Genomic DNA, 14,420 nt, shown 5'->3' with positions numbered 1-14,420 from the left:
ATTTTCGGTTACGCACTGAACATTGGCTTTCAGCAAATCGCCAACTCTCTGGGGAACAGTTCTATAACGTACTCGTTCTCGTCAATGAATTTTTATTCAAGTATTCTGACAGTATTGTTGCATGTTTTTTTTAGAAAGTCAATATGTTTTTTGAAAGATATATTTATATATAGAAATATCGAAAGTGATATTCGTTGTTGCAAAAGGAATAATGAATTGTAAAATAGGAGTAAAAATTTGCGGAGAATTGTAAAATTTATAGAGAAAGTTGATATTTATAGGAGTAAAGAAGGGATTGTTTGAATTTACAGAGAATAATACAACAATCCACTTGCTGGAAAGAACAAACCAAAAGAGGTGACTGAAATGCTTGCGATGGGAGTATTATTTGGCATTATTGCTATAATTGGTTTTATGTGGTTATATTATTCGCGTTCGTTTAAACAAGCAGAAGTTTTACTCTTTCAAAAAGGTAGTTTATTGACAAATCAGTCTAGATATTTAGTATGTCCGAAGTGTGGAAGTGCACAGGCCAGAAGTGGAGGATATCAAGAGTGTTGCAAAATTAGATTATGAAAGGAAGGAAGCCTCACATTATTTTGTGAGGCTTCCTTCCTTACAACTTCATGGCGCTCCAAATTGTCCATCGATCTCTTTCAATAATAGGAGAGACGTTTTGTAATGCGGTCTGTATATGTTGTAGAAGTTGAGAAAGTTCATCATCTGTTAACTCATATAGAATGGATCGACCTGTTCGAGGAGATAAATCTTGCAATAATGCTTCTACAGAATCATGTATTTTTCGTATTTCCCATTGTGTTTGTGCGGGAAGTACATGAAGAGAATGTTTTTGTAATTCTGTCTGTATAGTGTTGGTTTTTGGACGTCTTTTTGACTCTATTTCAATAAGTTTTGGAAATAGAGAGAAAAAATATCCGCGAATGTGTTCGGGACTTCCTGGAATTGTACAATCTTCAATTGTTCGATCTTGTAAAATAAGTACACCGTTTTTATTTAATATACGAGAAGCTTCACGTAAAAATGTAGGAATGTCTTGTAAATGATGAATAACTGCACGCGAAATAACTATGTCGAATGTTTCATTAGGGTATGGGATATTATGTGCATCACCGTGGATGAATGAAATGTTTGAAAAGTTGTTACAATTTTCTTTTGCAGCTTGTAATATTTCTTTTGAAAAATCAAGTCCCACAACATTTTTGGCTCCCATAAGAGCGAGTTCTTTCGTATAAATCCCACCACCACAGCCGATATCAATTATTTGCTTGTTTTGTATTTCTGTAATGTTTTTTACCATTTCAGCCCAAGAAATATGAGCGTTTCTTGTTGCATATGTGTACTTATTATTTTCATCATGAAAATTAATGGACATGATAAAGACCTCCTTTCAATGATTAGTATAGCGTATTTAATAGGATGTCACGTTTTTGTTTTATGTATGAAGATTATAAGGATTTCTTATCGTAAGAGGAGGATTAATTTGAAAGGGAAATATGTATTGGTGTTGTTGTTTGTTATGTTACTAGCAGCTTGTGGTCAAGTTGAGCCGAAAAAAGAAACAAAAAAAGTAGAAGAGACGGTGAATGAAGTGAAAGAAACAATAGGGGTAACCGTTATACAAAAAAAACATAAAGAGAAAAAGTTGCAGGAATCAGAAGCGAAGTTAGTAATAGACATTTTGAATAAAGCTGAGAAACAAGAAATAACAGGAAGCTTCGGTGAACCTGAATATGAAATACAAATTAGTAGAGATGGGAAAAAAGAAACTTATTATGCATGGTTAAGGGGAGAAGATAGACGAGGATGGGTGCAATATAAGAAAGCTATGTATATGTTGAATGAAAAAGATACGGAAAAGCTTTTGGATATATTTCCAAATGTCTCAGAACAAAAAGAAGATGAGATGCAGGTAAGCCCTTTAACAGAAGTAACAAAAAAAGATTTACAGATTACCGCATTTCATATTAAAACAGGCGATCAAAACGTGAATTATACGGTACGGTATACGATTTCACAATCACTATACAATAAGTTAGTGAAGGAGCAAGAATATTATTTGCAACTCAATTTTCCAGAAAAAGTTCAAAAATTAATTGGAGCAAAAGAGAGTGAAATAATTTTAGGTGAAAAAGTAAAGGAAGGGTATAAGCAATATGAATTGCATGCTACTGTTCTGATAAAAAGCGCTTCACAATCACAATTAAAATCATTAGAAACATATTACGAAAATTATGATTTGAAAATATTAAACAGTGAAAAAGAAAAAATAGGTGTGTTTCAAAATATAATTCAGATTGTTAAAGATTATGGTGAAAAAATGAATTTTCAAAGATAAAGTGAGCCTTTAATTAGCCCTTACGGATTGGAATGAATGTAAACTCGTCAAATCTATATGGCCTTTCCTAGGAAATGATAATAGAGAGGGGAAAGCACCCCTCTCTATTACTTTGCTTTTGCAGATGGCTCATTCATTGATTTTCGTGTAATAAGAAAAGAAATCATAAGAGCGGAAAGGATGACAAGGGCAATAAATACGTGATTGGGCAACAAATCTAATAATAATACGTAACTAACGGTATAAAAAATAAGAGTTGAAGCTAAAAACGATAGAGCACCTATTATAAGAGATTGTAAATTCATTTGTGTACACCTCCTTTTATTTATATTTTTGGCTGAAAATGGATTATATAAACATTATTTCTAACAATAGAAAAAAATATGTCATAATAGAGAAAAGAACAAGCTTTGATGAATGAATATGATTCATTAATGAGAGATAAAGGAGAGGAATATGAAAAATAATAAAAAAGGATTATGGGGAATTATTGTTGCGGTAGGTCTATTTTTACTGTCTAAGTTAAAGTGGGTATTTGCAATTTTTAAATTAGCAAAGTTTTCAACGGTATTTAGTATGTTTCTATCGCTTGGCGCATACGCAGTTCTATATGGTTGGAAATTTGGAGTAGCGCTCATTTATTTGTTGTTTGTTCATGAAATGGGCCATTTATGGGCTGCGAAAAGAAAGGGGATCCCGACATCGCCAGCAATCTTTATTCCATTTATGGGGGCCCTTATTGGAATGAAAGAGATGCCGAAAAATGCGAAAGATGAAGCTTACATTGCCTATATGGGGCCGCTTTTCGGACTTCTGTCATTTTTACCGGCGATACCGCTTTATATAATGACGAAAGAGCCATTTTGGGCGCTTGTTATTTTGCTTGGAAGTATGATTAATTTCTTTAATTTAATTCCCGTTTCGCCGCTAGATGGTGGGAGAATTATTTCAGTTGTCAGTACTAAAATTTGGGGAGCAGGCCTTATTTTATTACTTGGCTATTCAATTTACTTTAAAAGTATTTTGGGAGGATTTATTGTTATTATCGGTTGTATGGAGTTATATAGAGTAATAAAGAGAGATGAGCCGATTAAGGAATTAGGGCATAAAATTGATGGGATGAAAGAATATGTTACTAGGCTTGAAGAGGAATTAAAAGAAACGGGTGCTGTACATCGGACTATATACGTGATGCATCATGAGATGAATGCATTAAGACAAAGAGAACGGGAAAAAGAGTTACAAATAGGTGAACTTCAAAAAATGGAAGTGTTAGAGTATCTTTTACCGAAGTTCGAACCGTTAGATTATGTTCCATATGAAGATGAAAAAGATGAGTATACAATTCACATAAGGGAAGCATTTGAAGCGTCAGAAAGAAAATTAAATGAATGGAAAACAGAAAAGGAACAACAAGAAAACTATTATAAAGTGGATGCGAAAACGAAATGGACAGTATTTGCTTGTTATATCGGATTAATGGTTATACTCGGTTACACAGCTTATGAAGGATATATTGTTTTACAAGAACATTTGCCAACGAGAAATGTATAGAAAAATATTGTCGAAATGATAGGAAGAATTAATACAGGAATTATATTTCTACGAGAGAATGTTACAAGTATAGTCATACGTTGTAATATTTTTAGTAGAGAAGGAGTTCTGTGTATGAAGAAATTGTTAAATGTATTAGGTATTATTATCGTGATGATCATTGCGAGTTATAGTCTTATGAAAGTGCTGTTACATTATGCGAATAAGCCTGCTGAGGTAAATACAATAGCTCAAATAGAAGATGTGCAAGAAGAGACAAAAGTGCTAGATTTTATTCGAATGACACATGAAAGCTATAATAATTTCTTAAATTATGGTAAAGCAGAGAATTATACAGACGGGGATTGGAATCAATTTAAGCAATGGTTTCAACAACAAGAACAATCTTTAAAAAATATACATACGGAAATAAAGAATGAAAAAATAAAACGCGATGTAAATAGAAGCTATGAAATTGTAAAAAAAGGTGTGGAACTTCAAAATATTGAGTATGTAGTGTATGCCCACCGTGTATATCATGACTTGGATATTATTGTAAATAAATATAGAGGTGAAACGAATATCTGGGGGTATACGGAGTTTGGCGATGGGAAAGATATAAAAGTAATCGAACAAGCTATACAAACAAAATAATAAGCTAGCTAGAATTCTAGTTAGCTTATTTTCTTTTGTAAATGCAATGTTCATATATTATTCACAAAAACACCGTGTTAATAGTGATTAAAATCACAATCTGCATTATAAGATTCAGTTAAACTAAAAACAGTTAAGGAAATAGAGGAGTGGGATACAATGTTAAGTGCAAAAACAATTGAAATCGTAAAGTCAACAGTACCATTATTACAAGAAAAAGGTGTTGAAATTACAACGAGATTCTATCAAATTTTATTTTCGGAACATCCGGAATTGTTGAATATTTTCAACCATACGAATCAGAAAAAGGGAAGACAACAACAAGCGTTAGCGAATGCTGTTTATGCAGCTGCAACGTACATTGATAATTTAGAAGCAATTATTCCAGTTGTAAAACAAATTGGTCATAAGCATAGAAGTTTAGGGATTAAAGCTGAGCATTATCCGATTGTAGGTACATGTTTACTACGTGCCATTAAAGAGGTCGCAGGTGCACCTGATGAAGTTTTAAATGCATGGGGAGAAGCATATGGTGTAATTGCTGATGCATTCATTAGCATTGAAGCAGAGATGTATGAAGAAGCTGCACATAAAGAAGGTGGATGGAAAGACTTCCGCAACTTTGTGATTGTAAAAAAAGTGAAGGAAAGCGATGTTATTACGTCATTTTATTTGAAACCTGAAGATGGAGGGAAAGTTTCTTCATTCATCCCAGGTCAATATGTAACGATTCAAATCAATATTGAAGGTGAGACATATACACATAATCGTCAATACAGTTTATCCGATGCTCCTGGGAAAGAATATTATCGTATTAGTGTAAAAAAAGAAAAAGGTGTAGATACACCAGACGGTAAAGTGTCTAATTACTTACATGGACATGTAAAAGAAGGAGATGTTTTACCAGTAAGTGCACCAGCGGGAGATTTCGTGTTAAATATGGATTCAACATTACCAGTTGTACTAATTAGTGGTGGAGTAGGGATTACGCCGATGATGAGTATGTTAAATACGTTAATTGAACAAGATTCAAAACGGAATGTATATTTTGTTCATGCAGCAATAAATAGTAATACACATGCAATGAAAGAACACGTTAAGGCAGTAGAAAATGAATATGAACAAGTTAAAGCATATACTTGTTATTCTGCACCGACTGAAAAAGATTTAGAAATGAAGAACTTTGATAAAGAAGGTTTCATTGAAAGTGAATGGTTAAAAACTATTATTCCGACAACTGAAGCAGAGTTCTATTTCTGTGGTCCAGTAGCATTTATGAAGCATATAAATGCTGCACTAACTGATTTAAGTGTGAAACAAGAGCGTATTCATTATGAATTTTTCGGCCCAGCAACAAGCTTACAATAAGCAAAAAAACGAGGTATTTATTTTACCTCGTTTTTTATTTGTTCTCGTAATAAACGGTTTACTGTTTCACGGCGTATACCTATCAGTTGGCCAATTTCGGTTTGTGTTAATATTTCATATATAGGAATGTCACCTAAATATAGGGTGAACCATTCTTGTAAACGATGAAGACGTTCTTTCGGAGAGACGGTTGTCAATTGATCAATTCGTTGTTGCATCATTCTTAATTTAGATTGCAATTGCATAGCAATGTTAGCATACGATTCGGGATTTGCTTGAAGTCTCTCATACCATTCACTACTAGTGATCGGTTCCACTTCTGTTTTTATTAAAGCGATAGCTGTACCGTGATATTCTTTCGGTGAAATTAAAGAATGATGAGGTATCGTTTCACCTGGAACGATAATGTTGAATAAAAATGGTGTTCCGTTTTCTTCTAGCCGAACTACTTTTAATAAGCCTGTTTTTATAAAGTATAAAGGACCGTCCTCGCCTTGACGGAATAGTACATCTCCTTTGTGTAGAATCAATGTTAGCCCCCCATTAATATGTTTCTATTTCTTCTATTTTAGCGTATATGTATATAGACAATATGCTATTTCAACAGCAATTTCATTGACGAAATGTATGCTATTACAGTAGTATACTATTTAGTGTGTAATAGTACTAGCAATGAATACGCTGTAGGGGGTTTAGTATATTGTTAGATGCGATGAGAATGACGGATATGAGAATTCCGGCGAATGCTATCATTCATGTAGAAGAGATGAAAGGTGGAGTCGTTTTATCCGTTGAAGTAGACGGCCAAATTATTTATACGATGGCTTATGATGAAGAAACAGATAGTTATGCTGAATTATATGATCGAAAGGATAAGAGGGCGTGTCAAGTACATGAAGACTTCATGGGATGGTCACTTCTTCACTAAAAAAGATGTCAATATGACATCTTTTTTTATTAAATCGATAGAATATACAAAGAAATGAAATATAAGGATAAAATTTGTAATAATTGATTTTGCATTGTTAGCACTCTGTAACTGCAAGTGAACTATTTTTTCGCTATCATAAAGATAACAGTCGCAGTTATAGGAGTGGTCAACTTGAAGAAAGTACATATTTCAAATTATATGTTATTATGTGTTTGTTTAATTTTATTTGTTCTCCTCGGAGGATTTTTATATTCATGTGTATAAGAAAAACGCATTCTAAAAAGAATACGTTATAAAAGGGAAATAATGATTAATCTAGTTCCAAGAATAATTAACGTAATACGCAATAAATTAATTACGGCGTTACCACTTAGTTTTGTATTAATGTAAGCCCCGATTTTTCCGCCAATCCATGCACCCGGAATCAGGATTAATGCATAAATCCAGCTGACATTTCCAAGTGAGATGTGAGTTGCAGAACTTACAATTGCTGATAGAAATACGATGAACATTGAAGTTGCTACTGCAATATGTGCTGGGAATGCAAAAAGAAGCATCATTGCTGGAACAAGTAAGGCACCGCCACCAATTCCAAATAATCCAGATATAAACCCAACTATAAAAGCGATAAAGATAGCAAGAAACGGTGGGAATTGGTAGTGTACAGTATTTCCATCATTATCTGTAAAAGAACGCTTAATTACAGACGTATTTGAGAGGGAAAGAGGTTTTAATTTGTCTCGAAGCATAAGTAGAATTGAGACGAATATAAGGAAAATCCCAAAGTATAAAGAAAATGTGTCTTGGTTTAAAAATTTATTTGCCCATGATCCGATAATACCACCAGGGCCGCTACCGATAAATAAAATAAGTCCACTTTTATAATCTACTCGCTTATGCTTCATGTAAGTAAGGGTGGAAGATAGTCCTGTGAAAACGACTGTTACCATAGAAGTCCCTACTGCAAGTTGTGGTGATAAACTGTGTAATCCAATTAATAACGGAACAATAATAATTCCGCCTCCAAGCCCAACTAGGCTGCCGACTGTTCCGGCGATTAGTCCGATGAAAAGTAACATGATGTATTCCAAAATTGCCAACTCCTCTAAATAACTTATCCATCAATTATTATACACGCTTTTTAATGAGAAATAGGCTTGTTCACAAAAAAGTCGTCTTCCTAGAAAAATAAGGAAGACGACTTTTGATTAGAAAACAAAATGTAATAGGTAGTAAAACAGAGCAGCTAAAGAAGCTGAAATAGGAAGTGTAATAACCCATGTAATTAACATACGTTTTGCAGTTCCCCATTTTACCCCTTTCACACGGTGAGAAGCACCAACCCCTAAAATAGAAGAAGAGATAACGTGCGTTGTACTAACCGGTAAGTGAATGAATGTTGCACCGAAAATAACAAGTGATGATGATAAATCGGCAGCTACACCATTTACAGGACGAATTTTCATAATTTGTCCACCGACAGTTTTAATAATTTTCCATCCACCGACAGAAGTACCAAGCCCCATTGCGATAGCACAAGATAATTGTACCCAGAACGGGATATCGCTAGAAGTATGATAGTTATTAGCCATAAGAGCCATCGTAATGATTCCCATTGCTTTTTGTGCATCATTCGTACCGTGTGTGTAGGCTTGTAATGCTGCAGTGAAAATCTGGAATATACGGAAGTTCTTATTCGTTTTTGTTAAGTTAAAGTTTTTAAATACTACTTTAAAAATACTGTATACGATATAACCAATAACGAAAGCGATAATCGGTGAAATGATTAAAGCTTCAATAATTTTAATAAATCCTTTAAGATTTAGCGAGCTAATCCCAGCGGCCGCAATTGCTGCACCTGCGATTGAGCCGATAATTGCATGCGAAGAACTACTTGGAATACCGTAGTACCAAGTAATTAAGTTCCAAGCTATCGCCGCAAGCAAAGCAGCTAAAATTACAAGAGAACCATTTTGTAAGGCGAATGGATCAACGATATCTTTTGTAATCGTTTTTGCTACACCTGTAAATGTCATTGCGCCTAAAAAGTTCATAATAGCCGCCATAATAATGGCATGTCTAGGCTTTAGAGCTTTCGTTGAAACAGCCGTTGCAATAGCGTTTGCTGTATCGTGAAATCCATTGATAAAGTCAAAAGCTAAAGCGCAAATGACTACTAAAACGGTCAGTATCAAGAGTGTATCCATGATCAAACTCCTTACGCGTTCTTCATAATAATTGTTTCTAATACGTTTGCAACGCTTTGACAGCTATCAGCTACTTCTTCAAGCTCTTCGTAAATCTCTTTAAATTGAATAATCTTAATCGGATCTTTTTCACGAGAGAATAAGTTCTTAATCGCATGACGGCGAATATCATCACACTGTGATTCATAATCCTTAATTTTAATCGCATTTGTACGAATGTCGACTAATTTTTTGTTAGACATTAATTCAACAGAGTTTGCAATCTCAATCGCACATTGATTAATTGCTTCTACGAATTTAATCATGTATTCATCAGCTTCTGTAATAGAATACATTTCGAACAGACCAGCACTGTGATCTAATCCGTCTAATACATCATCCATACTCATTGCAAGTTGTAGGATGTCCTCACGCTCAATCGGAGTGATAAACGCTTTGTTTAACTCCATAATGATTTCGTGAATAAATGAGTCACCTTTTGACTCATACTCTTTCATGCGCATAGAAAACTCTTTTAAATCGCTAGCATTTTTAATTTTATACTCCACGAAAAACTGCGCGCCTTCTTTTAAATTTTCGGAAACATTCATTAACATTTCAGAAAATTTATCTTTTTTTGATTTAAAGACCATTATTGTTACCCCCACAAAAGTAATATATGTAAAATATATTGGCTAATCAATTCTAACAAAAAACTGTCGTTTTTTAAAACATTTTATCGAAAAGTTTACAAAAACTTAACATAACTCTCGTTGTTCTATTAATAATATTAATATCCAATAGTGAATATCTTACTTGTAGAATGTCCTTTTCTTGCAAAAAGTATGAATGCAAAAGAAAAGCTTTACACTATAGGAATGACTACGTTATTATAATAAATTTAAAAGGCGGTATATTCTTCCTTTTAAAAAGAAGAGTGTAAATAAATGAAGGAAGTGAACGAATGAAATTGAAGAACACTCATTTTAAAAAAATGCTTGAGTGGTTCAATAAGAGGAAGAAACTTCGTAATTCATTAATTGTATTGGGAAGTGTATTCGTTACTCTATTTATTGCTGTAAATATAATAATTTCCATTCAAGACATATCTGAATTAAAACAAGCTGTTCCACAACCGACTTTAATTTATGATGCAAATAATGAGGTCGCAACTAAATTAGCTTCTTCGAAAACAGAAGGCGTTAAAAGAAAAGATATTCCTGATATTATGGTTCAGGCAATTGTTGCAGTAGAAGATAAGGAATTTTTTAACCATCATGGTATTTATTATAGTGGAATTATAAGTGCGGTTTTTAAAAATATTACAGCAGGAGAAGTTGTAGCAGGGGGAAGTACAATAACACAACAACTTGCGAAAAATGTATTTCTGACACAAGACCGCACATACTCCCGAAAAATAAAGGAATATTTTTTAACGAAAAAAATAGAGCGCACGTATACGAAAGATGAAATCATTGAAATGTATATGAACCAAATTTATTTTGGTGAAGGTGCTTGGGGTATAAAAAGGGCAGCTAAATCTTATTTTGATAAAGATGTAAAAGATTTAACAATTTCAGAAGCTGCAACGATTGCGGGCTTGATTAAAGCACCATCTGCGTATTCACCTTATAAAAACTTTAACAAGTCAATTGAAAGACGTAATGTCGTATTAAGTTTAATGAAAGAGCAAGGGTATATTTCTGACGAACAGTATAATAAAGAAAAAGAGAGCGGACTTGTGTTAAAACGTGGCGTTGATGATAAATACAAGGGAAAATACTCTCAATATGTAGACTATATTGTTAGAGAGGCGATGGAAAAGTACGAATTAACACAAAATGAAATTTTAGCGGGTGGTTATCGTATTTATACAGAGCTTGACCCGAAAAAACAACAGGCTGTAGAAGACGTTGTGAATAATGATAGTTATTTCAAAGATAGTGGCTCAGACCAACTTATGCAAACGGGTGTAGTTCTTATGAACCCAAAAACAGGTGGTGTACCAGCTCTAGTTGGAGGCAGAGGGCCGTATCAGTTTTTACAGTTTAACCATGCAACCCAATTAAAAAGACAACCTGGCTCAACGTTAAAGCCTTTGGCTGTATATGTACCAGCGTTAGAACAAGGATATGAAGTATACGATATATTAAAAGATGAACCATTTAACATTAAAGAATATAAACCACAAAATAGCGATCATACTTTTCACGGTGATGTGACAATGTATGAAGCTGTGGCAAAGTCGTACAATGTTTCAGCTGTGTGGCTATTAGAACAAATTGGATTAGATAAAGGATTGAAATCTTTAGAGCGATTTGGTATCCCATTAGTGCCAGAAGATCGTACGTATCCGATTGCTTTAGGCGGTATGCATGTGGGGACATCTCCATTTGTAATGGCTCAAGCATACAGTACATTTGCAAATGATGGAGTCCAAGTGGAAGCTCATGCAATTAGGGAGGTACAAAATGCTGAAGGTGAAACGCTTGGAAAGTGGTATAAGAAAGAGACACGAGTGACGAGCGAGAAAATTTCTCAAAAGATGACATATTTATTAAAAGGTGTTGTCGAAAAGGGAACGGGCGAAAAGGCGAAAGTTAATAATGTTGATACGGCAGGTAAGACAGGAACTACTCAAATTGTAAATGGCCCGAGCACCGGTGCAAAGGATTCATGGTTTGTTGGATACACGCCAGATTTGGTAGGTGCGATTTGGGTAGGATATGATAAAACAGATAGCGATCATTATGTTCCGGGTGGTAGTCAAATTACGACGACAATGTTCCGGGATATTATGAAAAAAGCAAACGCAAATCCAGCTCAAAAAGCATTCCAGTTATCGCTCATATCTGAGGCTGATTATAAAAAACAATTGACTACAATAGAAGAGGAAAAACGAAGGAAAGAAGAAGAGAAGAGAAGGAAAGAAGAGGAACAACAACGAAAACAAGAGCAACAAGAGTGGCTTGATAAAGTGAAAGAATGGATTCCTTCATTTTGGTAAAAGAAAGAGGCGAATAAAAAAATTCGCCTCTTTTTTTGTATGAAAACAAAATAAAATTTTAATCGGTAGAGATTTTTGTCTATCTTAATTAGCTATTAATCCATATCCGTTGAGATACATGATATTACTCATTAAGTACAATATTCGTACTGCCAAAGGATTCGGAATCGTATGTGACGATTATTTTGCCTTTACTAATAGGTTCGTAAGGCAATTCTTCTTCGTAATTACCATTATTTTCATTGTGGATAGAAAGTGTAATTTCATCGATTTTTTTATTTGTATACTGATCTTTAATCGTTTCAGCAATTTGGAGTAACGCCTCGGAACTAGAAGCTTTCGTAATAAGCATTCCTTTTATAACTTTTTTTTCATTATTTGTTGCATTGGAATAAGGGATGTTGCTTTGTTTTGTATACAAAAGTTTGTATGGAACAGTTTTTCTCTCTGCTTTTGATATAGTGGAATATTTTAGAGTTAAAAAAAATCCTACACATAAAATAATGCATACCATAAGAGCAAACCAAATGCGTATTAGTGACATAACTCTCATTTTCATCCCTCTTTCATATCTTTGACTTCATTATTTATCATACAAAAAGAGGATTAAGATAGAGTAAATTTGAGGTAAAGAAACGTAAAGAAGGAGCACTTATCCTCCCAAATAAGTGCTCCTTTCTATATAAAGAGAGATTTAATGCACGGTTAAACGATACATATTATTATAAATATATTTTTCAAGTGAAAATTAGTAAATTCGGAATACAGATAGTGTTGCAGTTGTATCGCCCGTGTTTGGAATAGAAATAGTGTTTGCTGTAGGTTGTACAGAAATTGTTGTACCAGCTTGTAAAGTAACGATTGTAGAGAACGATACAGCACTACCGATAACGTTAGTTGAGAAATTACGAGTAGGTGGTTGGCCGTTGAATGAAATACCGAATCCAAACGGTGAAGATCCTGGGAAAGTTGTAGATGCTGAGAAACTAATATCATATACGCCTGTTTCTAAAACTGTTAGAGTATCTGTAGTGTCATTGAAATCGATATTATTTATTTCGAAAACTTGGTTAAATTGGATATTCATTCCAGGTGATATTGTTTGAGCATTGGAGTTTCCGATTGCTGCGATCGTTACAGGAATTGGCGTACCCGCTGGTCCAGTAGCACCTGCTGGTCCTTGGATACCTTGAGGTCCAGTAGCACCAGTAGCACCTTGCGCACCAGTAGCGCCAGTAGCACCTGCTGGTCCTTGAGCACCTTGCGCACCAGTAGCACCAGTAGCACCTGCTGGTCCTTGGATACCTTGAGGTCCTTGAGGTCCAGTAGCGCCAGTAGCACCCGCTGGTCCTTGAATACCTTGAGGTCCTTGAGGTCCAGTAGCGCCAGTAGCACCCGCTGGTCCTTGAATACCTTGAGGTCCAGTAGCGCCAGTAGCACCTGCTGGTCCTTGGATACCTTGAAGTCCAGTAGCGCCAGTAGCACCCGCTGGTCCTTGAGCACCTTGCGCACCAGTAGCGCCAGTAGCACCCGCTGGTCCTTGAGCACCTTGCGCACCAGTAGCGCCAGTAGCACCCGCTGGTCCTTGAATACCTTGAGGCCCTTGAGGTCCAGTAGCACCCGCTGGTCCTTGGATACCTTGAGGTCCTTGAGGTCCAGTAGCACCAGTAGCACCTGCTGGTCCTTGAGCACCTTGCGCACCAGTAGCGCCAGTAGCACCCGCTGGTCCTTGAATACCTTGAGGCCCTTGAGGTCCAGTAGCACCTTGCGCACCCGCCGGTCCTTGAGGCCCGGTAGCACCAGTAGCACCCGCCGGTCCTTGAGGCCCAGTAGCACCAGTAGCACCAGTAGCGCCTGTTGCTCCTCCACCTCCAAGACAACCTGATCCGTATTGAACTAGGATAGTTTGGATCTCTGTTATGAGTCTAACTAGTTTGTCGATCGTACAACAATCTACTTTGAATAACTTAGCGATATACAATAAATAATTAAGCAAGCTTTGTAGCTCAACGTACAATGCTCCGCACGAGAAAGGTGTTGTTCTTAAAATAGTTAATAGATTAGCAATAATAGAATTTCCAATTTGTTTTTGTGCTGGAGATAAATCTAAGCAATTGAGGAATTTTTGTAAGTTATTTAGGGCAGCGATCAAGTTATTGATATTATTTTGAGAAGGGTTTTGAAAGACAGCTTGAATAGCTTGGCCAAGAGCTTGAAGAAGTCTAACGAATTCTGTAAGTTCGGACTTAGAGATGTTAATGTGACTGCAAGTTCTGACTTCACAACAATCATTACCATAAAATACTTTTCCTTTATTTTTATTGTTCATCTTTTCATTCCTTTCTTTCATAGAATCAATAGTCATTACTATATATTAAAATGAAA

At 35.2% G+C, this 14,420-nt stretch carries 15 protein-coding genes and 1 other annotated feature (1 of these 16 running past the window's edge); of the genes, 7 read left to right on the top strand and 8 right to left on the bottom strand.

The window, feature by feature from the left end:
- Positions 1–94, bottom strand: a binding site (T-box leader); it reaches 165 nt to the left of the window's first position.
- Positions 95–366: 272 nt separating this feature from the next.
- Complete coding sequence (locus ACTFSL_RS01975; RefSeq protein WP_000880630.1) at positions 367–576, top strand: hypothetical protein; 210 nt, start codon at positions 367–369, stop codon at positions 574–576.
- Between the two features lie 40 nt (positions 577–616).
- On the opposite strand, the gene ACTFSL_RS01970 is transcribed toward ACTFSL_RS01975, so the two are convergent.
- Positions 617–1,393, bottom strand: a complete 777-nt coding sequence (locus ACTFSL_RS01970; RefSeq protein ID WP_000026281.1) for a class I SAM-dependent methyltransferase — start codon at positions 1,391–1,393, stop codon at positions 617–619.
- Between the two features lie 108 nt (positions 1,394–1,501).
- Between ACTFSL_RS01970 and ACTFSL_RS01965 the strand changes: the two genes are divergently transcribed.
- Positions 1,502–2,356 carry a hypothetical protein gene (locus ACTFSL_RS01965; RefSeq protein ID WP_000677061.1) on the top strand — a complete coding sequence of 285 codons (855 nt, stop codon included), beginning with the start codon at positions 1,502–1,504 and terminating at the stop codon, positions 2,354–2,356.
- Between the two features lie 107 nt (positions 2,357–2,463).
- Here ACTFSL_RS01965 and ACTFSL_RS01960 read toward each other — a convergent pair whose 3' ends face one another.
- Entirely contained in the window at positions 2,464–2,661 is a 198-nt protein-coding gene (locus ACTFSL_RS01960; RefSeq protein ID WP_001053356.1) for a hypothetical protein, read from the bottom strand.
- A 151-nt stretch (positions 2,662–2,812) separates the two neighbouring features.
- Here ACTFSL_RS01960 and ACTFSL_RS01955 point away from each other — a divergent pair, with 151 nt between their 5' ends.
- From ACTFSL_RS01955 to hmpA, 3 genes are all read left to right on the top strand, one after another.
- Positions 2,813–3,910 carry a site-2 protease family protein gene (locus ACTFSL_RS01955; RefSeq protein WP_000794503.1) on the top strand — a complete coding sequence of 366 codons (1,098 nt, stop codon included), beginning with the start codon at positions 2,813–2,815 and terminating at the stop codon, positions 3,908–3,910.
- Positions 3,911–4,024: 114 nt separating this feature from the next.
- Positions 4,025–4,543, top strand: coding sequence for a hypothetical protein (locus ACTFSL_RS01950; RefSeq protein WP_000735227.1), 519 nt, complete (start codon positions 4,025–4,027; stop codon positions 4,541–4,543).
- A 159-nt stretch (positions 4,544–4,702) separates the two neighbouring features.
- Complete coding sequence (gene hmpA / locus ACTFSL_RS01945) at positions 4,703–5,911, top strand: NO-inducible flavohemoprotein (RefSeq protein WP_088338245.1); 1,209 nt, start codon at positions 4,703–4,705, stop codon at positions 5,909–5,911.
- Positions 5,912–5,928: 17 nt separating this feature from the next.
- Here hmpA and ACTFSL_RS01940 read toward each other — a convergent pair whose 3' ends face one another.
- On the bottom strand, positions 5,929–6,441 hold the full coding sequence (locus tag ACTFSL_RS01940; protein ID WP_000600589.1) for a Crp/Fnr family transcriptional regulator: 513 nt from the start codon (positions 6,439–6,441) through the stop codon (positions 5,929–5,931).
- A 170-nt stretch (positions 6,442–6,611) separates the two neighbouring features.
- Between ACTFSL_RS01940 and ACTFSL_RS01935 the strand changes: the two genes are divergently transcribed.
- The gene (locus ACTFSL_RS01935) at positions 6,612–6,839 is read left to right on the top strand and encodes a hypothetical protein (RefSeq protein WP_000883008.1); all 228 of its coding nucleotides are present in this window, start codon (positions 6,612–6,614) and stop codon (positions 6,837–6,839) included.
- 293 nt (positions 6,840–7,132) lie between these two features.
- Here the strand turns inward: ACTFSL_RS01935 and ACTFSL_RS01930 are convergent, their stop codons facing one another.
- From ACTFSL_RS01930 to ACTFSL_RS01920, 3 genes are all read right to left on the bottom strand, one after another.
- Entirely contained in the window at positions 7,133–7,933 is an 801-nt protein-coding gene (locus ACTFSL_RS01930; RefSeq protein WP_000455762.1) for a sulfite exporter TauE/SafE family protein, read from the bottom strand.
- A gap of 117 nt (positions 7,934–8,050) precedes the next feature.
- Entirely contained in the window at positions 8,051–9,049 is a 999-nt protein-coding gene (locus tag ACTFSL_RS01925) for an inorganic phosphate transporter (RefSeq protein ID WP_000380272.1), read from the bottom strand.
- Between the two features lie 11 nt (positions 9,050–9,060).
- The gene (locus ACTFSL_RS01920) at positions 9,061–9,681 is read right to left on the bottom strand and encodes a DUF47 domain-containing protein (protein ID WP_000231449.1); all 621 of its coding nucleotides are present in this window, start codon (positions 9,679–9,681) and stop codon (positions 9,061–9,063) included.
- Positions 9,682–9,992: 311 nt separating this feature from the next.
- Between ACTFSL_RS01920 and ACTFSL_RS01915 the strand changes: the two genes are divergently transcribed.
- The gene (locus ACTFSL_RS01915; RefSeq protein ID WP_000769242.1) at positions 9,993–12,035 is read left to right on the top strand and encodes a transglycosylase domain-containing protein; all 2,043 of its coding nucleotides are present in this window, start codon (positions 9,993–9,995) and stop codon (positions 12,033–12,035) included.
- Positions 12,036–12,159: 124 nt separating this feature from the next.
- Here the strand turns inward: ACTFSL_RS01915 and ACTFSL_RS01910 are convergent, their stop codons facing one another.
- Positions 12,160–12,588 carry a hypothetical protein gene (locus tag ACTFSL_RS01910; protein ID WP_001265569.1) on the bottom strand — a complete coding sequence of 143 codons (429 nt, stop codon included), beginning with the start codon at positions 12,586–12,588 and terminating at the stop codon, positions 12,160–12,162.
- Positions 12,589–12,783: 195 nt separating this feature from the next.
- Positions 12,784–14,364 carry a Gly-Xaa-Xaa repeat protein gene (locus ACTFSL_RS01905; RefSeq protein ID WP_440041100.1) on the bottom strand — a complete coding sequence of 527 codons (1,581 nt, stop codon included), beginning with the start codon at positions 14,362–14,364 and terminating at the stop codon, positions 12,784–12,786.
- Positions 14,365–14,420: the final 56 nt, after the last annotated feature.

It is taken from the genome of Bacillus cereus group sp. MYBK108-1, from assembly GCF_051917185.1.
GTDB classification, from domain to species: Bacteria; Bacillota; Bacilli; order Bacillales; family Bacillaceae_G; genus Bacillus_A; species Bacillus_A cereus.
This window is presented reverse-complemented; position numbering and strand designations above follow the sequence as displayed.

Excerpts from the sequence above, each read along its gene's own strand:
- ACTFSL_RS01975 (WP_000880630.1), top strand. The coding sequence starts at position 367 with ATGCTTGCGATGGGAGTATTATTTGGCATTATTGCTATAATTGGTTTT.
- ACTFSL_RS01970 (WP_000026281.1), bottom strand. The coding sequence starts at position 1,393 with ATGTCCATTAATTTTCATGATGAAAATAATAAGTACACATATGCAACA.
- ACTFSL_RS01960 (WP_001053356.1), bottom strand. The coding sequence starts at position 2,661 with ATGAATTTACAATCTCTTATAATAGGTGCTCTATCGTTTTTAGCTTCA.
- ACTFSL_RS01955 (WP_000794503.1), top strand. The coding sequence starts at position 2,813 with ATGAAAAATAATAAAAAAGGATTATGGGGAATTATTGTTGCGGTAGGT.
- ACTFSL_RS01950 (WP_000735227.1), top strand. The coding sequence starts at position 4,025 with ATGAAGAAATTGTTAAATGTATTAGGTATTATTATCGTGATGATCATT.
- hmpA (WP_088338245.1), top strand. The coding sequence starts at position 4,703 with ATGTTAAGTGCAAAAACAATTGAAATCGTAAAGTCAACAGTACCATTA.
- ACTFSL_RS01925 (WP_000380272.1), bottom strand. The coding sequence starts at position 9,049 with ATGGATACACTCTTGATACTGACCGTTTTAGTAGTCATTTGCGCTTTA.
- ACTFSL_RS01920 (WP_000231449.1), bottom strand. The coding sequence starts at position 9,681 with ATGGTCTTTAAATCAAAAAAAGATAAATTTTCTGAAATGTTAATGAAT.
- ACTFSL_RS01915 (WP_000769242.1), top strand. The coding sequence starts at position 9,993 with ATGAAATTGAAGAACACTCATTTTAAAAAAATGCTTGAGTGGTTCAAT.
- ACTFSL_RS01910 (WP_001265569.1), bottom strand. The coding sequence starts at position 12,588 with ATGAGAGTTATGTCACTAATACGCATTTGGTTTGCTCTTATGGTATGC.
- ACTFSL_RS01905 (WP_440041100.1), bottom strand. The coding sequence starts at position 14,364 with ATGAACAATAAAAATAAAGGAAAAGTATTTTATGGTAATGATTGTTGT.